This is a genomic window from Halorussus marinus (genome assembly GCF_004521895.1).
Classification (GTDB): Archaea; Halobacteriota; Halobacteria; order Halobacteriales; family Haladaptataceae; genus Halorussus; species Halorussus marinus.
Window position 1 is genome coordinate 26,212 of sequence record NZ_SBIR01000017.1, and the last position, 22,212, is coordinate 48,423.

At 69.4% G+C, this 22,212-nt stretch carries 23 protein-coding genes; 13 read left to right on the plus strand and 10 right to left on the minus strand.

Annotated features, from left to right (window positions below):
* Positions 1 to 16: 16 nt before the first annotated feature.
* Positions 17 to 235 (plus strand): hypothetical protein, encoded by a 219-nt coding sequence (locus EPL04_RS17665; RefSeq protein ID WP_134672503.1) that lies wholly within the window; start codon positions 17 to 19, stop codon positions 233 to 235.
* A 28-nt stretch (positions 236 to 263) separates the two neighbouring features.
* Here the strand turns inward: EPL04_RS17665 and EPL04_RS17670 are convergent, their stop codons facing one another.
* Complete coding sequence (locus EPL04_RS17670) at positions 264 to 539, minus strand: hypothetical protein (RefSeq protein WP_209019664.1); 276 nt, start codon at positions 537 to 539, stop codon at positions 264 to 266.
* Between the two features lie 108 nt (positions 540 to 647).
* On the opposite strand from EPL04_RS17670, the gene EPL04_RS17675 reads away from it, so the two are divergent.
* Both EPL04_RS17675 and EPL04_RS17680 read left to right on the plus strand, forming a co-directional pair.
* Positions 648 to 1,601: an RsmB/NOP family class I SAM-dependent RNA methyltransferase gene (locus EPL04_RS17675; RefSeq protein WP_134672504.1), complete on the plus strand. Its 954-nt coding sequence runs from the start codon at positions 648 to 650 to the stop codon at positions 1,599 to 1,601.
* The gene (locus EPL04_RS17680; protein ID WP_134672505.1) at positions 1,598 to 2,113 is read left to right on the plus strand and encodes a DUF7122 family protein; all 516 of its coding nucleotides are present in this window, start codon (positions 1,598 to 1,600) and stop codon (positions 2,111 to 2,113) included. The genes EPL04_RS17675 and EPL04_RS17680 overlap by 4 nt, the downstream gene beginning before the upstream one ends.
* Here EPL04_RS17680 and EPL04_RS17685 read toward each other — a convergent pair.
* Entirely contained in the window at positions 2,110 to 3,678 is a 1,569-nt protein-coding gene (locus EPL04_RS17685; RefSeq protein ID WP_134672506.1) for a DUF790 family protein, read from the minus strand. The genes EPL04_RS17680 and EPL04_RS17685 overlap by 4 nt on opposite strands.
* Before the next feature lie 78 nt (positions 3,679 to 3,756).
* Between EPL04_RS17685 and EPL04_RS17690 the strand changes: the two genes are divergently transcribed.
* Positions 3,757 to 4,131, plus strand: coding sequence for a hypothetical protein (locus tag EPL04_RS17690; RefSeq protein ID WP_134672507.1), 375 nt, complete (start codon positions 3,757 to 3,759; stop codon positions 4,129 to 4,131).
* A gap of 15 nt (positions 4,132 to 4,146) precedes the next feature.
* Here EPL04_RS17690 and EPL04_RS17695 read toward each other — a convergent pair whose 3' ends face one another.
* On the minus strand, positions 4,147 to 5,484 hold the full coding sequence (locus tag EPL04_RS17695; protein ID WP_134672508.1) for a DEAD/DEAH box helicase: 1,338 nt from the start codon (positions 5,482 to 5,484) through the stop codon (positions 4,147 to 4,149).
* 33 nt (positions 5,485 to 5,517) lie between these two features.
* Complete coding sequence (locus EPL04_RS17700) at positions 5,518 to 6,483, minus strand: DUF7139 domain-containing protein (RefSeq protein WP_134672509.1); 966 nt, start codon at positions 6,481 to 6,483, stop codon at positions 5,518 to 5,520.
* 179 nt (positions 6,484 to 6,662) lie between these two features.
* Here EPL04_RS17700 and EPL04_RS17705 point away from each other — a divergent pair, with 179 nt between their 5' ends.
* Positions 6,663 to 6,917 carry a BolA family protein gene (locus EPL04_RS17705; RefSeq protein ID WP_134672531.1) on the plus strand — a complete coding sequence of 85 codons (255 nt, stop codon included), beginning with the start codon at positions 6,663 to 6,665 and terminating at the stop codon, positions 6,915 to 6,917.
* 257 nt (positions 6,918 to 7,174) lie between these two features.
* Here EPL04_RS17705 and EPL04_RS17710 read toward each other — a convergent pair whose 3' ends face one another.
* The 4 genes from EPL04_RS17710 to EPL04_RS17725 are packed head-to-tail and all read right to left on the minus strand — an operon-like array spanning position 7,175 to position 11,770.
* Complete coding sequence (locus EPL04_RS17710) at positions 7,175 to 8,317, minus strand: ABC transporter ATP-binding protein (protein WP_134672510.1); 1,143 nt, start codon at positions 8,315 to 8,317, stop codon at positions 7,175 to 7,177.
* Positions 8,318 to 8,360: 43 nt separating this feature from the next.
* Positions 8,361 to 9,296, minus strand: a complete 936-nt coding sequence (locus EPL04_RS17715; protein ID WP_134672511.1) for a carbohydrate ABC transporter permease — start codon at positions 9,294 to 9,296, stop codon at positions 8,361 to 8,363.
* Positions 9,293 to 10,366, minus strand: a complete 1,074-nt coding sequence (locus EPL04_RS17720) for a carbohydrate ABC transporter permease (protein WP_209019665.1) — start codon at positions 10,364 to 10,366, stop codon at positions 9,293 to 9,295. Before EPL04_RS17720 ends, EPL04_RS17715 begins: the two co-directional genes overlap by 4 nt.
* A 24-nt stretch (positions 10,367 to 10,390) precedes the next feature.
* Complete coding sequence (locus EPL04_RS17725) at positions 10,391 to 11,770, minus strand: extracellular solute-binding protein (RefSeq protein ID WP_134672512.1); 1,380 nt, start codon at positions 11,768 to 11,770, stop codon at positions 10,391 to 10,393.
* 170 nt (positions 11,771 to 11,940) lie between these two features.
* Between EPL04_RS17725 and EPL04_RS17730 the strand changes: the two genes are divergently transcribed.
* The 4 genes from EPL04_RS17730 (at position 11,941) to EPL04_RS17745 (ending at position 15,803) form a co-directional block, all read left to right on the plus strand.
* Positions 11,941 to 13,353 (plus strand): class II fumarate hydratase, encoded by a 1,413-nt coding sequence (locus tag EPL04_RS17730; RefSeq protein WP_134672513.1) that lies wholly within the window; start codon positions 11,941 to 11,943, stop codon positions 13,351 to 13,353.
* A gap of 71 nt (positions 13,354 to 13,424) precedes the next feature.
* Positions 13,425 to 13,817, plus strand: coding sequence for a hypothetical protein (locus EPL04_RS18935; protein WP_167599518.1), 393 nt, complete (start codon positions 13,425 to 13,427; stop codon positions 13,815 to 13,817).
* Between the two features lie 58 nt (positions 13,818 to 13,875).
* The gene (locus tag EPL04_RS17740) at positions 13,876 to 14,340 is read left to right on the plus strand and encodes a PH domain-containing protein (RefSeq protein WP_134672514.1); all 465 of its coding nucleotides are present in this window, start codon (positions 13,876 to 13,878) and stop codon (positions 14,338 to 14,340) included.
* Positions 14,337 to 15,803 carry a PH domain-containing protein gene (locus EPL04_RS17745; protein ID WP_134672515.1) on the plus strand — a complete coding sequence of 489 codons (1,467 nt, stop codon included), beginning with the start codon at positions 14,337 to 14,339 and terminating at the stop codon, positions 15,801 to 15,803. Before EPL04_RS17740 ends, EPL04_RS17745 begins: the two co-directional genes overlap by 4 nt.
* Here the strand turns inward: EPL04_RS17745 and EPL04_RS17750 are convergent, their stop codons facing one another.
* Positions 15,804 to 16,520, minus strand: coding sequence for a hypothetical protein (locus tag EPL04_RS17750; protein ID WP_134672516.1), 717 nt, complete (start codon positions 16,518 to 16,520; stop codon positions 15,804 to 15,806).
* 114 nt (positions 16,521 to 16,634) lie between these two features.
* Here EPL04_RS17750 and gatE point away from each other — a divergent pair, with 114 nt between their 5' ends.
* Positions 16,635 to 18,503: a Glu-tRNA(Gln) amidotransferase subunit GatE gene (gatE, locus tag EPL04_RS17755; RefSeq protein WP_134672517.1), complete on the plus strand. Its 1,869-nt coding sequence runs from the start codon at positions 16,635 to 16,637 to the stop codon at positions 18,501 to 18,503.
* A 77-nt stretch (positions 18,504 to 18,580) separates the two neighbouring features.
* Here gatE and EPL04_RS17760 read toward each other — a convergent pair whose 3' ends face one another.
* A complete protein-coding gene (locus tag EPL04_RS17760) occupies positions 18,581 to 18,889 on the minus strand; it encodes a hypothetical protein (RefSeq protein ID WP_134672518.1) in 309 nt (102 codons plus the stop codon).
* 129 nt (positions 18,890 to 19,018) lie between these two features.
* On the opposite strand from EPL04_RS17760, the gene EPL04_RS17765 reads away from it, so the two are divergent.
* The 3 genes from EPL04_RS17765 to cruF are packed head-to-tail and all read left to right on the plus strand — an operon-like array spanning position 19,019 to position 22,137.
* The gene (locus EPL04_RS17765; RefSeq protein ID WP_134672519.1) at positions 19,019 to 20,500 is read left to right on the plus strand and encodes a phytoene desaturase family protein; all 1,482 of its coding nucleotides are present in this window, start codon (positions 19,019 to 19,021) and stop codon (positions 20,498 to 20,500) included.
* 1 nt (position 20,501) lies between these two features.
* Positions 20,502 to 21,329, plus strand: coding sequence for a prenyltransferase (locus tag EPL04_RS17770; protein ID WP_134672520.1), 828 nt, complete (start codon positions 20,502 to 20,504; stop codon positions 21,327 to 21,329).
* Positions 21,322 to 22,137, plus strand: coding sequence for a bisanhydrobacterioruberin hydratase (gene cruF, locus EPL04_RS17775; protein ID WP_134672521.1), 816 nt, complete (start codon positions 21,322 to 21,324; stop codon positions 22,135 to 22,137). The genes EPL04_RS17770 and cruF overlap by 8 nt, the downstream gene beginning before the upstream one ends.
* Positions 22,138 to 22,212: the final 75 nt, after the last annotated feature.

Genomic DNA, 22,212 nt, shown 5'->3' on the forward strand with positions numbered 1-22,212 from the left:
GGTATGTAACTACAACATGGATCGCGAGCGACTCGTCGGCCTGCTGGCCCACTGGCGGACGTGGTGGGACCTCGCGACGGTCGTCTTCGGCGTCTGGCTACTGGCGGTCCTCTTCGGGACGTCCCATCCGGCGATTCCGGCGGTCGCGTTCGGCCTCGGACTGCCCGCATCCGTCGGCCTGTTTTTCGTCGGGTTCGGGTGTCTCGCGTGGCGCCAGCGCGGCGACCGAGAGTGAGGGCGCCACTCCCCCCGGATGCGACGGGCTACGCCTCGTTCTCCGCGTCGGACGTGTAGGCGAGTTCGAGTCGGAGCCGCGCGGTACACGAGACGTTCGAGACGTCGAAGTCCAGCCCCTCGACCTGCTCGTCGAGGTAGCCGTTGCACCGGCCGTGCTGGACGAGGTTCTCGACGGTCGCGGGCGAGCCACACTCCGGGCAATCGAAGTAGTAGCCGCTCTCGCTCTCGTGGAGCGCGTCGGGCTCCAGATCCATGCGCACGGCCGCTTCCCAGTCGGTGTCGGGCGCGTCGGTGTCTGCCATGCCACAGACGACGGGGCACCGACGGGTAACAGCTACGGCCGTCTCCCGTCTCCGCGCCGGTCCGGCGTTCCGAAACCCACAAGCGCGGCTCGCGCGAACGTCCCGTCGATGGAGCCACTGGAGCGCTACGAACCGATCGTCGACGACTTCGACGCCTTCCGGGCGGCCTGCGAGCGGCCGCTCCCGACGGCGGTCCGGGTCAACACCATCGAGGCGACCGTCGAGCGCGCCAAGCGCGCGCTCGAAGCCGACGGCGTCGAGTGGACCGACCGCGAGTGGTCCGACGAGGTGCTTTCGGTCGACACCGACAGCCCCGGGAGTACGTGGGCCTCCTTCCACGGCTGGATCCACGGCCAAGAGGAGGTCTCGGCCATCCCGGCGACGGTGCTCGCGCCCGAACCCGGCGAGCGCGTCTGGGACGCCTGCGCCGCGCCCGGGAGCAAGACCACCCAGCTCGCGGCGCTGATGGACGACGAGGGGCTGGTCGTCGCCAACGACAACAACCTCGGGCGGCTCTCGGCGCTCCGGTTCAACACCGAACGCCTCGGCGTGACCAACACGGTGGTCGTCAACAGCGACGCCCGGCACTTCTCGTTGAAGCCGTTCGACGCCGACGAGCGAAACGCATCGGGCTCCGAGGCGCGGTCCCAGAACTTCGACGCCTTCGATAAGGCGCTGGTCGACGTCCCCTGTTCGTGCGAGGGGACCATCCGGAAGAACCCGACTGTGCTCGACGAGTGGACCATGGACCACGTCCGGAGCGTCGCGGGCGTCCAGAAGGGGATCCTCCGGCGGGCGGTTCAGGCGACCCGCGAGGGCGGAACGGTTGTCTACTCGACCTGTACGTTCGCTCCCGAGGAGAACGAGGCGGTGCTCGACCACGTCCTCGACGCCGAGGACTGTCACCTCGTCGAGTTCGACGTCGACCTCGATTCGCGGCCCGGCGTCACCGAGTGGGACGGCGAGCGCTACGACGACAGCGTTCGGAAGGCCCGGCGGTTCTACCCACACCACAACGACACCGGCGGGTTCTTCTGCGCGAAGTTGGAGGTGGACGCATGACCGACGGCTCGGCCACCAACGACGGCCAGCGCTTCGACCGCCTGCCCGCGACGCCCGCCGACCGCGAGGTCGAGGGCCGGGCGAGCCGTCAGGAGGTCCTCGACTGGTGGGACGAGCGGTTCGGCGTCCCGCCCGAGACGTTCGAGGACTTTTCGCTCTGGGAGAAGGGAAAGGGCAAGATCTGGCTCCTCCGCGGGGACCTCGCGTCCCCGGTCGACGTCGAGGCGCTGGGCATGACGTTCCTGCGGACCCGCCAGAAACACTGGAAGCCGACGATGAACGCGGTCCAGCGGTTCGGCGCCGAAGCCACCCGGAACGTCGTCGAACTCACGCGCGAGCAGGCCCGCCGGTTCGCCCGCGGCGACGATCAGGAACTCGACTGGGACGGCGACTGGGGGTATCTCGTGGTGACTCACGACCTCGCCGGGGGCGAGGCGCCGCTCGGGGTCGGTCTCTACGTCCACGGCGAACTCCGGAGCCCGGTGCCGAAGGGCCGCCAGCGCGACCTCTAGGCCTTCGGCCGGACGGTCCCGCCGGTCAGCCCCTCCCACTCGACGGCGTACCCCAGTTCCGACAGCACCGCGCTCGCGTCGTCGATCCCGCGCTCGGCGAGCCGCTCTTCGGCCGCCGCGAACGCCATCCCGGCCTCGATCTCGCTCCGGAGGTCCTCGAGCACCCCCGGCCGGACGAGGGTCCGTCCGACCCGGTCGTGGTCCGGGAACGACTTGCCCTCGATCGCGTCTGTGCTGACGCCGTACTCGGCCGCGAGCGCATCGAGGCCGACGGCGTCGGCGTCCGGGACGAGTTCGTCGGGGAGTCGGCTGGCGCTCTCGGCCGCGAGGTCGTCCTCGTAGCCCCGGAGCGCGTCCCGGACGTCCTTGAGCCGGACGGTCCCGGAGTAGGGGATCGCGCGGTGGTCGCGGGCCGCGATCTCCTCGCCGACGCCGAGGCTCTCGTCGACCGCCACGAGGAGCTCTACGTCCTCGACGGTCTCCAGTTGCGAGAGCTTCTTCTCGACGTACTCGGGCGTCCAGAACCCCATGATCTCGAAAAACACCCGGAAGTCGGCGTGGCCGCCCCCGGCGTCCCCAGCGGTCTCGCCCGTCGAGTTCGCGGGGCGGTACTCGAACGCGAAGTCCGGGATCATCACCCGCGCGCCGGTTTCGAGCGGTTCGGGCTCGCGGACGAGCTCCCAGTCGAGATCGAGCGCCCCGAACCGGCCGGCGAAGTCGGCCTCGACGCCGCTGTCGAAGCTAACCGACGCGACCGGCTCGGTGCCCGGCACCGCCACCGGGTCGTCGTCGGACAGCGAGAGGGTCCGGTCGGTGCCGTAGTCGTCGATCGTCGCCGAGAGGGTCCACGCCTCGGCGCTCGCCACGGTCCGGAGCAGTCGCGCGAACCGGGTGCCGTACCGCCGGGTCGACCGGAAGAGCGCGTCGGGGCCGGTCACCACGACCTCGCGGTCCGAGACGCCCTCGGGGCCGCCCTCGACCGTCCGGATCTCGTACATCAGTCGGAGGCGCTTGACCGCAGAGACCAGCGCCTTCGGGTCGGCGGTCCGGACCCGAAGCTCGGTCGCGTCGAACAGCGCCGTCTGAGCCAGCGAGAGATTGTACTGGGCCAGCAGTTCGTCGGGGTCCCACCGGGCGTCGAACGACGCGAGGACCTGGCGCTCGTCGAGGTCGGCGTACAGCGCGTCGGCGAGCGCGTCGGACTCGACACCGAGGCGCTCGCCCGCCTCGCCGAGCGCCGCCTCGCGGTCGGCCTCGGCGACGACGCCCACCCGCTCGGCGGCCTCGAAGGCGGCCCGTCTGGCGCGCTCGGGGTCGACCGGCGCTCGGGTCTCGAAGGCGGCCTCGCGTTCGAGGAGCTTGGCGAACCCCCTGACCAGCTTGAAGTGGTCGGCGTCGGCTTCGAGGTCTCCGAGCGCCGCGTCGAGCGCCGACCGGGGCTCGCCGACGTGGCCCTGAAACGTGCCCAGGACCCGCGCGGCCAGCGGGCGGTGGCTCCGGTCGGCGAACGCCGGCCGATAGCCCCCGCCGGCCCGGGAGACCCGAAGCAGGTCCTTGGTCAGCATACCAGTGGCTCCGGGCCGGACCGACAAAAGCGGTCGGAAGGCAGAAGACTCATACCGTCCGGCCGACCACCGGCTGGTATGCGACGCCGTGACGTTCTCCGAACCTGCGGCGCGGCTGGGTCGGTCGCGGGCCTCGCGGCCCTCGCGGGGTGTTCGAGCGGCGACGACGCCGAATCCGACGCGGGGTCGGTCGCCCTCGAACTCGCGGAGTTCGACCACGCCGAGAGCGACTCTGGCGACCTCCTCGTCACCGCGACCGTCGAGAACGCCGGCGACGCCGAGGGATCCGGAACTCTCTACGTCACCGTCGAGGCGGGCGAGGACGTCACCCGCGAGTCCCGGGCGGTGACCGTCGCGGCCGGCGAATCGACGACGGTCGAGATCGAGGTCGGGTTCGCCTACGAGCGGTTCCGGAGCGGCGGGAGCCTCTCGTTCGACCTCCGAACCGACTGAACTCGCCCGGCTCGGTCACTTGCGGCGTCGAGCGACGCTCTCCTCGGCGGTCTCGGCGCTCACGACCTCGTACAGCAGCGCCGGCCGGCCGTCGTCGTTCGGCCGGAGGATTCGGCCGAGCCGCTGGGTGAACTCCCGCTCGCTCGCGCTGCCCGAGAGCACGACCGCGACGTTCGCGTCGGGGACGTCGACGCCCTCGTCTAAGACGTTCGAGGTGACGACCCGCGAGTACTCGCCCTCCCGGAACCGTTCGAGGATCTCGCGGCGTTCTGGTGCCCCGGTCTGGTGGGTCACCGCCGGGAGCAGGAACCGCTCGGAGAGCCGGTAGACGAGGTCGTTGTGGGCGGTGAACACGATGATCCGATCGCCGCGGTGGTCGTCGAGGATCCGGGCCAAGGCCTCGACCTTCGCGTCGCTGTTCATCATCACCTCGCGGGCGCGCTGTTTGGCTAACAGCGCCTCGCGGGCCCGCGGGTCCGACCCCGAGCGCTTGACCAGCTCCTGATAGTCGCTCCCGCTTTGCATCCGGATGTCCGACCGCGCGAGGTAGTCGGTGAACACTTGGTTTGCGGCCTCGTAGCGCTCGCGCTCCGCGGGGGTAAGCTCGACCTCGACGCGCTTTATGTCGTAGGGCGCGAGGTGTTCGCCCGCCAGCGCCTCGGGGTCGATGGCGAAGACCTTCTCGCCGACGAGGTCGGCGACGACCTCGTGGGCGCCGTCCGGGCGCTCGAAGGTCGCGGTCAGCCCCATCCGGGCGGGCGCGGCCAGCAGTCGGGCGATCTCTCGGTACCCCTCGCCGCCGAGGTGGTGGACCTCGTCGAAGATCACGAGCCCGAACCGGTCGCCCAGCTCGTCGGCTCGGAGGTACGCCGAGTCGTAGGTCGAGACCGTGAGCGGTTCGACGGTCTGCTCGCCGCCGCCCAACTGCCCCACCGGAACCGCGAACTCCGATTCGAGCTCGCGGCGCCACTGCTCGAGCAGGTCGATGGTGGGGACGACCACGAGCGTCGCGGTCCCGAGCGACTCGATAGCCTTCAGCCCGATGACGGTCTTGCCGCTCCCGGTCGGAAGCTCCAGCACGCCCCGTCGGCCGGCCTCGTCCCACGCGTCGAGGGCCTCGCGCTGGTACTCTCGAAGCTCGTAAGTCGAGGCGAGCTCGGGCACCTCCGGGGCGTCGAGGACCGCGTCCTCGTAGCCGATCGCCTGCTCGTCGAGGTACGCCCGGACGGCGGCGTACCGGAACGCGGGCGCTCGCCGGGTCTTCGACCGGGCGTCGGCGTCGGTGTACGGGAGCTCGCGGTCGGTCTCGACCCGCAGAGTCCCCTCCTCGAAGGCGAGAGACACGTCTGGCACTGTCGATCGTTCGGGGCTCGCGGAATATAAGCGCTACCGGTTGGGCTCCCACTCCTCGCAGGCGTCCATGTCCTCCATCGTCCGGCCGTAGTAGCCACAGCGGGGCACCATCCCGTCGTTGGTCCGGACGTACTCGAAGTGACGGCAGTTGCCACAGTAGGTGTCGGTGGTCCGGTCGGGCCGGTCGGTCGGCGCGCCGTCGAGCGGCGAACGGATGTCGTTGGCGGCGGTCCCGCCGTCGGACTGGGGGTCCGACGACGCCCCCAGACCGAGCGTCTGCTCGCCGCCGCGGCCCGCCGTCCCGCCCCGGTTCGTCTGGGTGGGCGTCTCGCCGTCGGGCGCGTCGCCGAAGAAGCCGACGCCGCCGAGTCCGGTCTCGGCGGGCCGGTCGTCGGCACCGTCCGAACGGTCGGCCCCGGCGAGCTGGGTCCGAACCGCGCTGAGGTCGTCGAGGTCGTCGAACTCTTCGAGGTCCTCGCGGTCGACCTCGACGGTCCGGACCTCCCCTTCCCGCGAGATTTCGAGGGTGACCGTCCCGCCGGGGTCGTTGCGCGTCTTGAAGTTGGCGACCGCGACGAACAGACACCAGCACGTCACCAGGACGCCGAAAAAGTACGTCGCGGCGACCTGCGCGGTGAGGTCGACGCCGTTGCCCGCGCCCGCCCACATGTAGGGGTAGGCGTGGGCGAACAGCGCGATCCCGAGCACCGCCACGCCCGCGCCGATGGCGGCCGCGGCCCGGACGCGCTGGCTCGCGGGCAGAACGGTGAACACGCCGACGAACACCGACGGGACGCCCAGTCCCGCGAGGACGCCCGCGACCTCCCGGCCCTGCCACCACTCCAGTCCGAGCGCGGCGTGGACGCCGGTCGTCGAGACGACGATGCCGACGACGACCAGCAGGGCGCCCACGACGAACAGCCCGACGCCGAGATAGAGTCGCCGGAGGCTCCCCACCTCGCCGACGTTCTCCTCGTAGGCCTCCGCGAGACTCGTCATGTGCGGGCCATCGCACGCCATCAAGTAAACGTTGCGTCAGACGCTCGCAATCCGTCGAACGCGACGGTGGCCCGGCCCCCGACTCCGGTCGGCGCCCGCGCCGGTGCGGTATCCATACGCCTTTCAGCCGGGACTCCGTACTCACGGCCACTCACATGAACGACGACGAAGACGCGCCCATGGACGCCGCGGACGTACAGCGACTCATCGAATCGAACCTCGACGGCGCCGAGGCCACCGTCACGCGCCCGCGGGGCGTCGACGACGACGACCACCTCGCGGCCACCGTCGTCTCGCCCGCCTTCGAGGGCGAGTCGCTGGTCGACCAACACGAGATGGTCTACGACGCGCTGGGCGAGCACATGACCACCGACATCCACGCGGTAGAGCTGAAGACCTACACGCCCGAGGAGTACGAGGCCAGAGACGACTGATCGGCGCGCCGTTCACCGGGCCCGACGGACGAGTCGCCGGAGGTCGAGGTGGCCCGCGCCGTGATAGCGCTCGCCGCCGTGAGAAATGTTCGCCTGCTACAGTCTGTCATCCGACCGCACGTTGATATCTTACCGGTATAAAATCTTTGATTAAATGCTGACTATGCGTAGATTAGTGGCGTAGAAGGTTGATTCATACCTCGCGAGCGGCCGGACTCATTTCGCCGACCGGCGGAGAAAGACTGCTCGCCGGGCGCTCAGACGTTCGGCTCGGTGACCTCGGCCCGATCGAGCGTGCGGTTGTGGAGCGCCCGTCCGGTTTCTCGGTCGAAGACGTGGATCGCCTCCTCGGGGATCCGCGCCGCGACCTGCTGGCCGGCGTCGACCTTCCGCATGCCCGAGACGGTGACCACGACGGTCTGGGCCGACGCGTCGTCGTCGAAGGTGAGATAGACGTTGTTCTCGTTGCCCATCGGTTCGACCACGTCGACGGTCGTGGGGTAGCTGTGGGACGCGTCGGCCGCGCCGTCGAGTTCGATGTCCTCGGGTCGGATTCCGACCACGAGACTGTCGTGGCCCTCCAGATCCGCGAGCGTCTCCTCGGAGAGGGGGTACTCGAAGGCGTCGCCGACCAGGCTCCCGCCGGCGAGTTCGACGTCGAGGAAGTTCATCGACGGCTCGCCGATGAACCCGGCGACGAACTGGTTCGCCGGCTCGTGGTAACACTCCAGCGGGGTGCCGACCTGCTGGAGCCGGCCGTCGTCGAGAATCGCGATCCGGTCGCCCATCGTCATCGCCTCGGTCTGGTCGTGGGTGACGTACATCGTCGTCACGTCGAGGTCCTCCTGGATGCGCTGGAGCTCGGTGCGCATCTGGGCCCGGAGCTTCGCGTCGAGGTTCGAGAGGGGCTCGTCCATCAGGAACACTTCCGGGTCCCGGACGATGGCCCGTCCGAGCGCGACCCGCTGTTGCTGGCCGCCCGACAGCTCGCGAGGTTTGCGGTCGAGCAGGTCGGCGATGCCCATCATCTCGGCGGTCTCGGCGACCCGCGAGCGGATCTCGTCGTCGGGCATGTCGGTCGACTCTTCGAGCCCGAAGCTCATGTTCTCCCGGACGGTCATGTGGGGGTACAGCGCGTAGCTCTGGAACACCATCGCGATGTCCCGAGTCGTCGGGGGCTCGTCGGTGATCGAGTGGTCGCCGAGCCGGATGTCGCCCTGCGAGACGGTTTCGAGCCCGGCGACCATCCGGAGCGTGGTCGATTTCCCGCAGCCGGACGGTCCCACGAGGACGAGAAACTCCCCGTCTTCGATCTCGACGTCGGCGTCGTCGACCGCGACGATGCGGTCGCCGCCGTCGTCGAACCACTTCGTGACTCCGTCGAGGGTCAGTTCGGCCATCGGCTGTTCCTCCGTGATCGGGGTGGGTAATGGTTCCTCATGGTTAGGAAGCGACTCCTTTCGCGAACTGTTCGCCGAACAGCACGTAGACGATGAGCGTCGGGAGCGCCGCGACGAACGCGCCCGCCATCTGGGTGTTGAACGACTGGACGATGCCGCCAGACAGGGCGTTGAGCGCGACGGTCACCGGCGCGGCGGCGCCGCCGCCCGACGGCAGGATGACCAGCGCGAACAGCAGGTCGTTCCAGATCTGAGTGAACTGGTAGATGAGCGTGACCGCAAACATCGGCTTCGACAGCGGGAGCACGATGTTGCGGTAGATGCTGAACACGCTCGCGCCGTCGAGTTTCGCGGCCTCGATCATCTCGTTCGAGAACGACTGGTAGTACGCCCGGAACAACAGGAACGTGATCGGGATACCGTACGCGACGTGAGTCACGATGAGGTTGAGGATCGACGCGTAGTGTTCCTCCATCAGCGGCAGACCCCACAGCACCGACAGCAGCGACTGGGTGTCCACGATGGCGAACAGCCGCGAGAGGGGCACCAACACCGCCTGATACGGGATGAAGATCCCAGCCACGAACAGCGCGACGATCGGCATCTGGTACTTCCAGTCGATCGTCGTCAGGCCGTAGGCCGCGATGCTCCCGAGCCCAGCCGACAGCACCGTCGCCGGCACCGCCAACAGCAGGCTGTTTATCAGGCCGTTCCACAGCTCTCGGAACGCGACCCGCCACGGTTCGAGGGTGAACCCCTCCGCTATCGGCGGGAGGAACGGCACGCTCCGGTTGAACGCGTCGGTCGTCTTGAACGCGGTCATCAGCCCCGCTTCGAGCGGCGCGAGGTAGAAGCCGACGAGCGCCCCTAGCACCGCGTACAGCGCGATCCGCGTTCGGTCGGCGTTTCGCGCGGCGCGGGCGAGTCGCTCGCGTCGCGTGTTCGATTCGGGCGTCGGACCGGCGGGTGGACTGCTCATAGTTCACCTCGTCTGTACTCGGCGTAGAGGTACGGCGCGACGACCGCGAGCGCCATCGCGAACAGCACGATGGCGATGGCCGACCCGTACGCCCACTGGTTCGACCCGAACGCCTCCCGGAACATCATCGTCGCGAGGATGTCGGCGGCCGGGCCGGGGTTGTTGCCGAACATCACGTAGAGGAAGTCGAACGCCTTCAGCGCGAACACCATCAGCACCACCGCGGCGCTCATGGTCGAGGCTCTGAGCTGGGGGAGGATCACCCGCCAGTACATCTTGAGCGTGCTCGCGCCGTCGACCCGCGCGGCCTCGTAGTGGTCGTCCGGGATCGCTCGCAGGCCCGCGAGGTACACGACCATCGCGTACCCCGAGAACTGCCAGATGAGCGCGAAGATGACCGCCGCCAACTTGGTGTCGGGGTTCGAGATCCACTGGAGCGTCAGAACGTCCAGCCCCAGCTGGCTGAGCGTGACGTTGATCATCCCGATCTCCGGGTTGTACATCCACGCCCAGAACTTCGCGGTCACCACGAACGAGAGGCTCATCGGGAGCAGGTAGATCGTCCGGAACGTGTTCTCGAACCGGATCCCCTGATCGACGAGGATGGCGAGGAGCAACCCGAACACCAGACACAGCGCGGTGAACACCACCAGCAGGACCAGCGTGTTCTGGGCCGCGGTCCAGAACGTGGGGTCGTTCAACGCCTGCCGATACATGTCGAGGTCGAAGTTCGAAACGTCGTACTCCGGCAGGACGAGCCCGCTGAAGTCGGTCAGCGAGATCACGAAGTTCCAGCCGATGGCGCCGTAGACGAAAAACCCCATCAGCAAGAACGGCGGCAGCCAGAAGGGGATCGACTGGACGAAGTCGCTCGAAAGAAGCGACCGTCGGCCCCCCGTCTCCTCGGCCGCGGCGACCCCGCCGTCCGCGCGGAGGCGCTCGTCGCCGGCGTCCGATCCGTCGCCGGACGCCGTCTGTCCGGGTTCGCCTTCGCCGCCGGCTCCCGAACCGCGTACGGACCCGCCCGCGCCGGGGCGGAGTCGTCGGAGTACGTCTGTGAGTCGTTGCATGTGAAAACGAAAGGTGGGGCCGCGTCAGTTGAACGCCTGTTCGAGCTGGCCGTAGGTCTTGTCGACGTTCCAGTTCGAGATGAACCCCGCCATCGCGTCGCTGATGTTGCTCTTGGGGTTCGGCGGGACCGCGAGCCCGTGCTCGATCGACTGGACCTGCGAGTCGGAGTTCTGGAAGTCGTCCATCTGTCGGGTGAGGAACGGCCCGAACTCGTCGCTCGGCACGTCGGTCCGGGGCGGGATCGACCCCTTCAGGGGGTTGAACCGCTCTTGGGCGTCGACCGAGCCGACGTACTGCAGGAACTTCGCGGTCGCCTCGGGCGAGGGATTGTTCGTCGGGAACGGGAACGAGTCCATGTTGAGCGCGTAGACGCCCTCGGTCCCGGGGAACGGAACGTGGTCCCAGTCGTCCTCGAACTCGAAGCCGTCCTGGTTGCGGTACATCCCGGCCGCCCAGTCGCCCTGGTGGAAGAACGCGGCCTCGTCGTTGAGGATCTTCTGGTTGGCCTCGGTCCAGCTCACCGAGCCGGCGTCCTCGTTGAGGTAGTCGGTGTAGTCGACGACCGTCTGAAGCGAGCTGGTGACCGCCTCTTCGTTGGCGGCGACCTCGCCCTCCGCGAACGCGTTGTACGTCTCGACGTCGGTCTCGCCGAGCAGTACGGTCGCCCACAGTTGGGTGGTCGACCACGCAGACGACGTCTGGTGGGCCATCCCGACCGCGTCGGTCTCGGACTCGACGGTCTCCATCGCGTCGACGAGGTCGCCCGGCGTCTCGATCGAGGCGGGGTCGACGCCAGCCTCCTCGACGACCGAGACGTTGTAGAACAGGTTGTTGATCCGGTGGATGTTCAGCGGAACGGTCACGAAGGTGCCGTCGGGGCGAGCCGCCTCTTTCGGGCCCTCGAGGTAGTTTTCCTTCATCCCGTTCTGGCCCCACACCGACTCGCCGATGTCTTCGAGCTTGTCGGCCTCGATGTACGGCTGGAGGTTCGCGCCGGGCCACGCCTGCCACGAGCTCGGCGGGTTGTCGTTGAGCACGCGCTTTTTGATGACCGTCTCGAGGTTCTGGCCCGCGCCCCCAGAGACCGGGTTCTGCTTGACCTCGATGTCGGGATACGCTTCGGCGAAGCCTTCGAACAGCGCCTTGATCGCGGGTTCGCCGTCGCCGCCGGTCCACCAGTGCTGGACTTCGAGCGTGTTGTAGTCCGTCGAGGAGTCGCCCCCGGTCGTCGTCTCCTCGGTCGCGTCGCTCTCGGTCGTCTCCTCGCCCGCCGTGGTCGTTTCGTCCTGACCGCTGTCGCCGCCCATACAGCCGGCCAGTCCGGTGACTCCGAGGGTCCCCGCTCCGGCCGCCTTCAGGTAGTGTCGTCGCGAAACGTCGGTGTCATCGTTGGTGCCTGTCATACTATCTGTGACCTAACACTGAGAAGAGGCTACCAGCCACTTAAACGTTGTTGAAATTAATGCAGAATCGAGTAAAGTGTCACTCGCTCCTACAGCTCCCGCCGGGGTCGCCGGGCGCTCCGGCGGCGTTCCGGTGGCTTTTACGCCCGGCCCCTCCTTGACCCGAACGTATGACCGACGAGGAGAGCTACCGGACCGAATCGGACAGCCTCGGAGAGATGCAGGTGCCCGCGGACGCCTACTGGGGCGCCCAGACACAGCGCGCGCTGGAGAACTTCCCCGTCTCGGGCATCACGTTCGGGCGGCGATTCGTCCGCGCGCTCGGCGTCGTCAAGAAAGCCGCCGCGCAGGCGAACCGCGACCTCGAACAGATCCCCGACGACAAGGCCGACGCCATCGTCGAGGCCGCCGACGAGGTCATCGCGGGCGACCACGACGACCAGTTCCCGGTCGACGTGTTCCAGACCGGCTCGGGGACCTCCTCGAACATGAACGCCAACGAGGTCATCGCCAACCGCGCGACCGAGATCTACGGCGGCGACCTGGGCACCCGAGAGATCCACCCCAACGACCACGTCAACTACGGCCAGTCGAGCAACGACGTGATCCCGACCGCGATGCACGTCGCGTCGCTGGAGGCCGTCGAGAAAGATCTCCTGCCCGCGCTCGACTCGCTGCGCGAGGCCCTCGAAGCCAAAGAGGCCGAGTTCGACGGCGTCGTCAAGACCGGCCGGACCCACCTCCAGGACGCGACGCCGATCCGGCTCGGCCAGGAGTTCTCGGGCTATCGCACGCAGGTCGAGAAGGGACTCGGCCGACTCGACCGCATCCGCGAGCACCTCTCGGAGCTCGCGCTGGGCGGGACCGCGGTCGGCACTGGGCTGAACACCCATCCGGAGTTCCCCGAGACGGCCGCCGAGTACATCTCCGAGGAGACCGGCGTCGAGTTCCGCGAGGCCGACAACCACTTCGAGGCCCAGGCCGCCCACGACGCGATGAGCGAGGCCCACGGCGCGCTCCGGACGGTCGCGGGCTCGCTCAACAAGATCGCCAACGACCTCCGGCTGCTCGCCTCCGGCCCGCGCAACGGGCTCGGCGAACTCGAACAGCCCGAGAACCAGCCCGGGAGCTCGATCATGCCCGGCAAGATCAACCCCGTGGTCGCCGAGGCGGTCAATCAGGTCCACAAGCAGGTCGTGGGCAACGACGCCGCGGTGAGCGCGGGCGCCGCCGAGGGCCAGATCGACCTCAACCTCTACAAGCCGGTGCTCGCGCACAACTTCCTCCAGTCGGCCGAACTTCTCGCCAACTCCGCGGAGGTGTTCGGCGAGAAGTTCGTCCGCAAGCTGGAGGCAAACGAGGCCCACTGCGAGGATCAGGTCGAACAGAGCATGGCGCTCGCGACCGCGCTCAACCCCCACATCGGCTACGACAAGGCCAGCGAGGCCGCCAAGGCCGCGCTCAAGGAGGGCAAGACGGTCCGAGAGGTCGTCGTCGAGAAGGGGTATCTCAGCGAGGACGAGGCCGCCGAGGTCATCGACCCCGAAGCGATGACCCACCGCGGGATCCTCGGCGACGACTGATCGGCGCTCGGCCCGCCGGCCGATCGGTCCGCCCGTCAACCGTTTCACTGCCGGGCCCGTCTGTCGTTGGCATGGCCGAGAACACCGACACGGTTACGGTCGATCTGACGCGGGGCGAGGCCCGGGTGGTCGTCGCCGCGCTGGCCGACGAGGAGATGACCGCCTCCGACGACCGGGGCCGCCGGCTTCAGGAGGTTCAAGACCGGCTCGCGGCCGCGTTCGAGGTCGATCAGTACCGCACCGGCGATGGGGGCGAGACGGCCGACGACGAGTGGTCCCCCGGCGAGTGGCTCGACGAGGATGGGCCACTCGACCCCGACGACACGGCCGAGGTCACCCTCTCGCGGGCGGGCGCCGACGCCGTGAGAGACGCTCTCGCCGCCTTCGAACTGGACGAGCGCGACGAGGACGCCGGGACCGCCGAGGCCGTCCGCCGGCGAATCGCCGACGCCGTCGGCGGATGATAGCCTGCTCGCCCGCCGGATGAGTGAACTTATCGGGCAGGAGGTAGTTCCACGCGACATGGAAACGCTGAACCCGCGCATCCGACTGGTCTGGGGCATCGGCGTGCTCGTGACCGCCGCGGTCCTCGGGGTCGGCGTCGGCGTCGCCGACCGGTTCGCGCTCGGCGTCGGCGCGTGGATCGCGGTCGTCGCTGCGGTCGCCGTCCTCGGCGTCGGCGTCGGCTACGTCCTGGTCAAGTACCGGGTCTGGGCCTTCGAGGTGCGCGACGACGACCTCTACCTCGAACGGGGCGTTCTCACCCGCGTTCACACGGTGGTCCCGTTCGTTCGGGTCCAGCACGTCGACACCCAGCGGGGCCCCATCGAACGGGCGGCCGGGCTGTCGAGCGTGGTCGTCTACACCGCGGGCTCGCGGGGCGCGGACGTGACGATTCCGGGGCTGACCCCCGACCGGGCCGACGCCCTCCAGGAGCGACTCCGCCGCCTCGCCATCGAGAGCGAAGGCGACTTCGACGCGGTATGAAACTCCACCCGCTCTCGGTCCCATACCGTGCGATCTCGCGGGGGATCAGCGTCGGCACCTCGGTGGTGTTTCTCGGGATCACGCTGTCGGGCACCGGCGCGATCCCCGATCTGATCGGCCCCGCGCTGGTCGGGCTGGCAATCTTGGGCGTGCTCGTCACCGCGGGCTGGGAGGTCGCCTACTACCGGCGGTTCGACTACGAACTCACCGACGACGGGCTCGACCTCGCCTCCGGGGTCGTCTCGCGACGCCACCGCGAGATTCCGCTCCGTCGGGTCCAGAACGTCGACATCTCGCGCAACGTGATCCAGCGCGCGCTCGGGCTCGCGGCGCTCGATCTCGAAACCGCCGGCGGCGGCGAGACCGAGGCGAGCCTGCGGTACGTCGGCTACGACGAGGCAAAGCGCCTCCAGCGCGAGATCCAGCGGCTGAAACGCGGCGGGGCCGCGACCGACGCCGGTGAGTCGGTCGACCGCCCCGACGACCCCGAGGAGACGCTGTTCGAGCTCTCGATGCCCGAACTCGTCGCGCTGAGTCTCCTTTCGTTCGACCTGCGGTACGTCTCGGTGCTGGCGTTCGGGCCGGTCGCGTTCCCGTTCGTCCCCGGCATCGCCGACCTCGCTTTCCTCGGTGGCATCGTGATCGTCGGCCTGCTCGCGGTCGGGCTCTGGGCGATCAGTGCGGTGTTCACCTTCGCGCGCTACTACGGCTTCCGGCTCTCGCAGGTGGGCGAGGAGCTCCGGTACGAGCGGGGGCTGATCCAGCGCTACGACGGCTCGATCCCGCTGGAGAAGGTCCAGACGGTGACCGTGCGCGAGAACGTCCTGATGCGGCGGTTCGGGTACGCCGCGCTCGCGGTCGAGACCGCGGGGTACGCGCCGGGCCAGACGCCCTCGGGCGGGTCGGAGGCCGCGGTGCCGCTCGCGACCCGCGAGCGCGTCCTCGATCTGGCGCGGGAGGTCGAGCCGTTCGATCCGCCCGAATTCGAGCGCCCGCCCAAGCGCGCCCGGACGCGCTACGTCGCCCGGTACACGCTCGCGCTGGCGGGCGTCGCGGGACTCCTCTTGGGCGCCCGGGCGCTGGCCGGCCGCCCCGATATCTGGTACGCGCCGCTCGCGCTCGTCGTTCTCACCCCCGTCGCGGCCCACCTCAAGTGGGCGAATCGCGGGTACGCCCGGGCCGACCGCCACGTCGTGACCCGCAACGGCTTCTGGCAGCGCACCACGAAGATCGTGGCCTACGACCGGGTCCAGACCGTGATCGAGACCCGGACCATCTTCCAGCGCCGCCGCCGGCTCGCGACGGTCGTGATCGACACCGCGAGTTCGGCCGGGTTCGGCGGCCGGGAGGCCAGCGCGGTCGACCTCGACCGGACCGACGCCCGGCGGCTCCGAGAGCTGGTCGGGCGGCGACTCCACGAGCGGCTCGGCGAGCGCTGGACCGAGCGGACCGGACGGCGCTGATCAGGCGTTCCGGCTGGCTTCGAGGTAGAGGTGGCCGACCGCGAGTCCGAACAGCGCGAGCAGTGCCGACGAGATGCCCGTACTGAGCGCGAGGGCGGCCGGTCCCGACACCGCCCCGATCGTCCTCGAGACGACCACGGACACCGAGGCGAGCGCGACGGAGACCAGCGAGACGCCGACGATCTTCCAGACGCCCCCGCCGGCGACCGCCCAGCTCGATCTGAGGCTCGCGAGCGGCCCCCGCCCGTCGATCACGCAGGCCGGATACGCCAGCACGAGCCGGTGGACGAGATACAGCCCCGGGAGCACGAACAGCGCGAAGCCGATCGAGACCAGCGGCCACAACAGCAGGGAGGCCCCGATTACCGCGGGCACTCGCTTCGTGGCCCCGACGAGTCGCTCGGCGAGCGGGCTCGTTCGCTCGGCGACCGCGTCCGCCGCGGTCAGATAGCAGACGCCCCAGACGACGACCAGCCCGACCGCGAAGGCGAGGTACGCCGGCCACGCCCAGTCGGCGACCGTCGGCGGGTCGGTCGGCGACTCGTAGGTCACCCCGAGCGACGCGCCGAGCCCCACGAGCTGGACGGCGAACGCGACCGCCGCGAGTTCGAGGTGGTCGCCGAGCGCGTACCACGACCACCGGAGCGTGTCGACCACGTCGAGCCGACGGACGTGGACCCCCTCGTTCGGGTCGGGTCCGTCGCGCTCGGATGCCATGCCCGGAAGTTAACGCACGGCTGATATAAACCTCGCGGACGCCCGAGTCGCCGACGCGACCCCGCCGGTCGAGACTGAACGGTTTTTTACTCCTCGCGCTCGGAGTGGCGTGTAATGACCGAGTACGACTACGAGGGTCTCGGCCTCGTCGCGGGGCTGGAGATACACCAGCAACTCGACACCGAGACGAAGCTGTTCTGTAACTGTCCGACCGCGCTCCGCGAGCCCGAGGAGTCCGAGCGTCAGTTCAGCCGGTACCTCCACCCGACCAAGAGCGAACTGGGCGAACTCGACGAGGCCGCCCTAGAGGAGAGCCAGGTCGACCGCGAGTTCGAGTACCTCGCGTACGACACCACCTGCCTCGTCGAGGAGGACGACGAGCCGCCCCACCGGCTCGACGGGGAGGCCCAGGAGGTCGTCCTCGAAATCGCCCAACTGCTCGACATGGACCCGGTCGATCAGGCCCACGTCATGCGCAAGATCGTGGTCGACGGCTCGAACACCTCGGGGTTCCAGCGCTCGACCCTGATGGCGACCGACGGCGAGATCGAGACCGACGACGGCCCGGTGGGGATCGAGGACCTGATGCTCGAAGAGGAGAGCGCCCAGCGCGTCGAGGAGACCGACGACGGGGTGCGGTACTCGCTCGACCGGCTCGGCATCCCGCTGGTCGAGATCGGCACCAAGCCCGACATCCGTTCGCCCGAGCAGGCCCGCGAGGCCGCCGAGACCATCGGCATGCTCCTGCGCTCGACCGGGAAGGTAAAGCGCGGGCTCGGCACCATCCGACAGGACGTCAACATCTCCATCGCGGAGGGCGCACGGGTCGAGGTCAAGGGCGTCCAGAGCCTCGACGACATCGACGACCTCGTCGAAAACGAGGTCCACCGGCAGGTCCGACTGCTCGAACTCCGCGACGAACTCCGCGAGCGCGACGCCGAAGTGGGCGACGTCGCCGACGTGACCGACGTGTTCGAGGACACGGACTCGGGAGTCATCGACGGCGCGCTCAGTTCGGGCGGCACGGTTACCGCGGTGGCGCTGTACGGCTTCGACGGCCTCGTCGGGGCGGAACTCCAGCCCGACCGCCGGCTCGGCACCGAACTGTCGGACCACGCCAAGCGCCACGGCGCCGGCGGCATCTTCCACACCGACGAACTGCCCGCCTACGGCGTCACCGAGGCGGAGGTCGAGTCGCTCCGCGAGGCGGTCGGCGCCGGCGAGACGGACGCGGTCGCCATCGTCGCGGCCGACCCCGAGACCGCCGAGGCCGCGATCGAGGCGGCGGCCGACCGGGCCGAGACCGCGCTGGAGGGCGTCCCCGAGGAGACCCGGGGCGCCAACGAGGACGGCACCACTCGCTACCTCCGGCCCCTGCCGGGCGCGGCCCGGATGTACCCCGAGACCGACGTGCCGCCGGTCGACCCCGACCCCAGTGAGGTCGAACCCCCGGAGCTTCTGACCGAGAAGGTCGAGCGCTATCGGGACGAGTACGGTCTCGACGCCGGACTCGCCGAGCAGGTGGCGTACGGCGAGCGAATGGCGCTGTTCGAGACCGCGGTCGAGGCGGGGGTCGACCCCACGCTCGCGGCCGGCACCCTCGAGAGCACGGTCACCGAACTTCGCCGGGACGGCGTGGCGGTCGAGAACCTCACCGACGACCACCTGCTGGAGACGCTCGAACTGGTCGCCGACGGCGAGACCGCGAAGGGCAACGTCGGCGCGGTGCTGACCGCGCTCGCCGAGCGTCCCGAGCGCAGTGCCGCCGAGGCCGTCGAGGCGGAGGGACTCGGGAGCGCGGGCGAAGACGAGGTCCGGGGCGCCGTCGTCGAGGTCGTCGAGCGAAACGAGGGGCAGGTCGAACAAGAGGGGATGCAGGCGTTCTCCGGGCTGATGGGCGAAGCGATGGGCGCGCTCGGCGGGAAGGCCGACGGCGACCTCGTGAGCGAGGTGCTCCGCGAGGAGATCCAGAAGCGAGCCTGAGCGCCCACCCCGGTGGGAGTCGGTGCCGGGCGCCCGCGATCAGGGGTTCGACGCGACGCCGGACGCGATGTTCGGCGTCACCCCGCGACCGCGCGTCGTTGCTGGACCAACTCGAACACCAACAGCGCGGCGAACGTGCTCGCGGCCAGCAACACCATGACCGCGACGCCCGTCCGGACGGAGGGCGCCGCGAGGCTCAACGTCCCGAGCGCCACGCCCGAGACCGCCGCGAGCGCCGACCGCCAGACGTCAGACAGCGCCACACAGCGCTTGGCGAGGGTGGGATCGAGCCCGACGATCCGGGTCCAGACGACGTAGAGCGCCGTCACGAACAGAAAAGACAGCAGACCCACGCCGAGCAGGAGGGCGAACTTCGGGGCGTTCATGGCTCTCTGTTTCGAACGGTCGCCGAGCCGATAATAAGTGTATCGGTGGACGGTCGGAACGACCGCGCCGGCCGTCGGCCGAGCGCGTCTCCGCATCGTTTTATGTCGGTCGCGTCCCCAGATCCGAGTATGCAACTCGCGGACAGGTCGGTCGCGATCGTCGGTGGCGGCTTCGGCGGCCTCTCGACGGCGTGTTATCTCGCCGACGCCGGCGCCGACGTGACAGTCGTGGAGCGAAACGACCAGTTGGGCGGCCGCGCGAGCGTTCTGGAGCGCGACGGCTTCCGGTTCGACATGGGGCCGTCGTGGTACCTGATGCCTGACGTGTTCGAGCGGTTCTTCGGCCACTTCGGCCGCGAGCCCGAGGACTACTACGGGCTGGAGCATCTCGACCCCCATTACAAGATCTTCTTCAAGGACGGCGACGAGGTGACGGTCTCGGCCGACCGGGAGGAGACCAAAGCGATCTTCGGGGAGTACGAGGACGGCGCCGGGGCGGCCCTCGACGCCTACCTCGCGGAGGCCGAGGAGACCTACGAGATCGGGATGGAGCACTTCGTCTACACCGACCGGCCCCGGTTCCGGGACTACGTCGACTGGGACGTGGTCCGCCACGCCCGCGGTCTGACGTTCCTCGGGTCGATGCAGGACCACGTCGCCGACTACTTCGACCACCCGAAGCTCCGCCAGATCATGCAGTACACGCTCGTGTTCCTCGGCGGGTCGCCGAGCAACACGCCCGCGCTCTACAACCTGATGAGCCACGTCGACTTCAACCTCGGCGTCCACTACCCCGAGGACGGACTGGGCGGCGTGGTCGACGGCATCGTCGACCTCGGCTCGGAGCTTGGCGTCGAGTACCGGACCGGGAGTCCGGTCGAGGCGATCGAGGGGTCGGCGGGCGACTTCGAAGTCGAGACCGACGAGGGGTTCCTCCGGGCGGACTTCGTGGTGAGCGACGCCGACTACGCCCACACCGAACAGGAGCTTCTGGCCCCCGAGCGCCGCCAGTACGACGAGGACTACTGGGACTCCCGGACGTACGCGCCCTCCGCGTTCCTGCTGTATCTCGGCGTCGAGGGATCGGTCGACTCCCTCGAACACCACACCCTCGTGCTCCCGACCGACTGGCACGAGCACTTCGAGCAGATCTTCGACGAGCCGGCGTGGCCCGACGACCCGGCCTACTACCTCTGCGTGCCCAGCGAGACCGACGAGACCGTCGCCCCGGAGGGCCACAGCAACCTGTTCGCGCTGGTACCGATCGCGCCCGGGCTCGACGACGACGCCGAGACCCGCGAGCGCTACCGCGACCTCGTGCTCGAGGACATCGCCGAGAACACGGGCGTCGACCTCCGGGATCGCATCGTGGTCGAAGAGCGCTTCTCCGTCTCCGAGTTCACCGACCGGTACAACAGCCGGGCGGGCACCGCGCTCGGGCTCGCTCACACCCTCCGCCAGACCGGCCCGCTCCGGCCGAGTCGCCGCTCGTCGGAGGTCGACGGGCTCTACTTCACCGGGTCGTACACCACGCCCGGCATCGGGGTGCCGATGTGTCTGATCGGCGGCCAGCACACCGCCGACGCGGTGCTGGAGGACCGCGGCGAGTAGCATGCTCCGGTACCTGCTGGTGCTCTCGCGGCCCCGCTTTTGGTTCTATCTGGCGGGACCGGTGGTCGTCGGGGTCGCGTTCGGCGCGTCGACGACCGCCGACCTGTTCGCGCCGGAGGCGGTCGCGCTGTTCGCGTACTTCCTCGTCCCCGCAAACGTCTACCTCTACGGGGTCAACGACGCCTTCGACGCCGAGATCGACGAGACAAATCCCAAAAAAGAGAACCGCGAAGCCCGGTATCGCGGCGGGCTCGCGGTCGGCGCGGTCGTCGCGGTCTGCGGGGTCGCGGGCGCGGCGCTGGTCGCCGTCCTCCCGCTCGGGGCCTCGGTCTGGGTCGCCGGGTTCCTCGCGCTCGGGTTCGCGTACAGCGCCCCGCCGCTCCGATTCAAGACGACGCCGCTGTTGGACTCGGTCTCGAACGGGCTGTACGTCCTGCCGGGCGCGGCGGCGTTCGCCGCGGTCGCGGGCCGCCAGCCCCCGGTGCTCGCGCTGGCCGGCGGCTGGCTCTGGGCGATGGCGATGCACACCTTCTCGGCGGTGCCCGACATCGAGCCCGACCGCCGGGCCGGTATCCGGACGACCGCGACGCTGCTGGGCGAGCGAGCCACGCTGGCGTACTGTGCGGGGTGCTGGCTCCTCGCGGCCGGCGCCTTCGGCGCGATCGACCTCCGGGCGGGGGCGTTGCTCGCGGTGTATCCCGCGCTCGCGGTCGGCGTCGCCGAGACCGACGTCGACGTCGCCCGGGCGTACTGGTGGTTCCCGGCGATCAACGGCCTCGTCGGGATGGTGCTGACCCTCGGGGGCCTCTGGGGGGTCGTGCGTGCGTAGAGACGCCGTCGAGGCGACGCTCGCCGAGGTCGTGCTGGACAACCGCTTCACGATCGCGGTGGTGTTCCCGGTCGTCGGCGCCGCGCTGTTCGTCACGAGCCACGAGGGACTGCTCCCGGACTGGCTCGCGATGAACCCGCTGGCGGTGCTTTTCGGGACGCTCGTGATGCGGCTCCCGCTGGCGGCCGCGCTCGCCCCGCTGATCGACCGGCGGGCGGCCGCCGGCCTGGTCGCGGTGACCGCCTACAGCTACCTCATCGAGTTCGTCGGCGTGACGACCGGCTGGCCCTACGGCGAGTTCCACTACCAGACCGAACTGGGACCGATGATCGCGGGCGTGCCGGTGGGACTGCCGGTCTTTTTCCTCCCGCTGGTGCTCAACAGCTACCTGCTGGTGGGACTGCTGGCCCCGCGGCTGTCGACCGCCGGCCGGATCGGCGCGTCGCTGGCGGTCGTGCTGGTCGTCGACCTCGTGCTCGACCCCGCGGCGGTCGCGATCGGCTTCTGGACCTACGGCGGCGGCCCGTACTACGGGGTCCCGGTCTCGAACTACGTCGGGTGGGTGCTGAGCGGATTCGTGGCCGTCACCGCGATCGAGTACGCCTTCGACGCCGACGCGCTGGCCGCCCGACTCGCCGACTGTGAGTTCGCGCTCGACGACTTCGTGAGCTTCGTGGTCCTGTGGGGCGCGACCAACGCCTACTTCGGCAACTGGGTCGCGGTCGGGCTGGCGGCCGCGCTGGCCGTCGGGCTGATTCGGGCCGACCGCTTCGACTTCGCGGTGTTCGGCCGGGGCAGTCCCGGGTAGTTCGAACGTGTGGGCGCCGCTCCACGGATCGCTATAGTGGGGACACACCGGAAGAGCGGATCGACAGCGGTGCGA

Coding starts and splice junctions, on each gene's coding strand:
- EPL04_RS17665 (WP_134672503.1), top strand. CDS start 17: ATGGATCGCGAGCGACTCGTCGGCCTGCTGGCCCACTGGCGGACGTGG.
- EPL04_RS17670 (WP_209019664.1), bottom strand. CDS start 539: ATGGCAGACACCGACGCGCCCGACACCGACTGGGAAGCGGCCGTGCGC.
- EPL04_RS17675 (WP_134672504.1), top strand. CDS start 648: ATGGAGCCACTGGAGCGCTACGAACCGATCGTCGACGACTTCGACGCC.
- EPL04_RS17680 (WP_134672505.1), top strand. CDS start 1,598: ATGACCGACGGCTCGGCCACCAACGACGGCCAGCGCTTCGACCGCCTG.
- EPL04_RS17685 (WP_134672506.1), bottom strand. CDS start 3,678: ATGCTGACCAAGGACCTGCTTCGGGTCTCCCGGGCCGGCGGGGGCTAT.
- EPL04_RS17690 (WP_134672507.1), top strand. CDS start 3,757: ATGCGACGCCGTGACGTTCTCCGAACCTGCGGCGCGGCTGGGTCGGTC.
- EPL04_RS17700 (WP_134672509.1), bottom strand. CDS start 6,483: ATGACGAGTCTCGCGGAGGCCTACGAGGAGAACGTCGGCGAGGTGGGG.
- EPL04_RS17705 (WP_134672531.1), top strand. CDS start 6,663: ATGGACGCCGCGGACGTACAGCGACTCATCGAATCGAACCTCGACGGC.
- EPL04_RS17710 (WP_134672510.1), bottom strand. CDS start 8,317: ATGGCCGAACTGACCCTCGACGGAGTCACGAAGTGGTTCGACGACGGC.
- EPL04_RS17715 (WP_134672511.1), bottom strand. CDS start 9,296: ATGAGCAGTCCACCCGCCGGTCCGACGCCCGAATCGAACACGCGACGC.
- EPL04_RS17720 (WP_209019665.1), bottom strand. CDS start 10,366: ATGCAACGACTCACAGACGTACTCCGACGACTCCGCCCCGGCGCGGGC.
- EPL04_RS17725 (WP_134672512.1), bottom strand. CDS start 11,770: ATGACAGGCACCAACGATGACACCGACGTTTCGCGACGACACTACCTG.
- EPL04_RS17730 (WP_134672513.1), top strand. CDS start 11,941: ATGACCGACGAGGAGAGCTACCGGACCGAATCGGACAGCCTCGGAGAG.
- EPL04_RS18935 (WP_167599518.1), top strand. CDS start 13,425: ATGGCCGAGAACACCGACACGGTTACGGTCGATCTGACGCGGGGCGAG.
- EPL04_RS17740 (WP_134672514.1), top strand. CDS start 13,876: ATGGAAACGCTGAACCCGCGCATCCGACTGGTCTGGGGCATCGGCGTG.
- EPL04_RS17745 (WP_134672515.1), top strand. CDS start 14,337: ATGAAACTCCACCCGCTCTCGGTCCCATACCGTGCGATCTCGCGGGGG.
- EPL04_RS17750 (WP_134672516.1), bottom strand. CDS start 16,520: ATGGCATCCGAGCGCGACGGACCCGACCCGAACGAGGGGGTCCACGTC.
- gatE (WP_134672517.1), top strand. CDS start 16,635: ATGACCGAGTACGACTACGAGGGTCTCGGCCTCGTCGCGGGGCTGGAG.
- EPL04_RS17760 (WP_134672518.1), bottom strand. CDS start 18,889: ATGAACGCCCCGAAGTTCGCCCTCCTGCTCGGCGTGGGTCTGCTGTCT.
- EPL04_RS17765 (WP_134672519.1), top strand. CDS start 19,019: ATGCAACTCGCGGACAGGTCGGTCGCGATCGTCGGTGGCGGCTTCGGC.
- EPL04_RS17770 (WP_134672520.1), top strand. CDS start 20,502: ATGCTCCGGTACCTGCTGGTGCTCTCGCGGCCCCGCTTTTGGTTCTAT.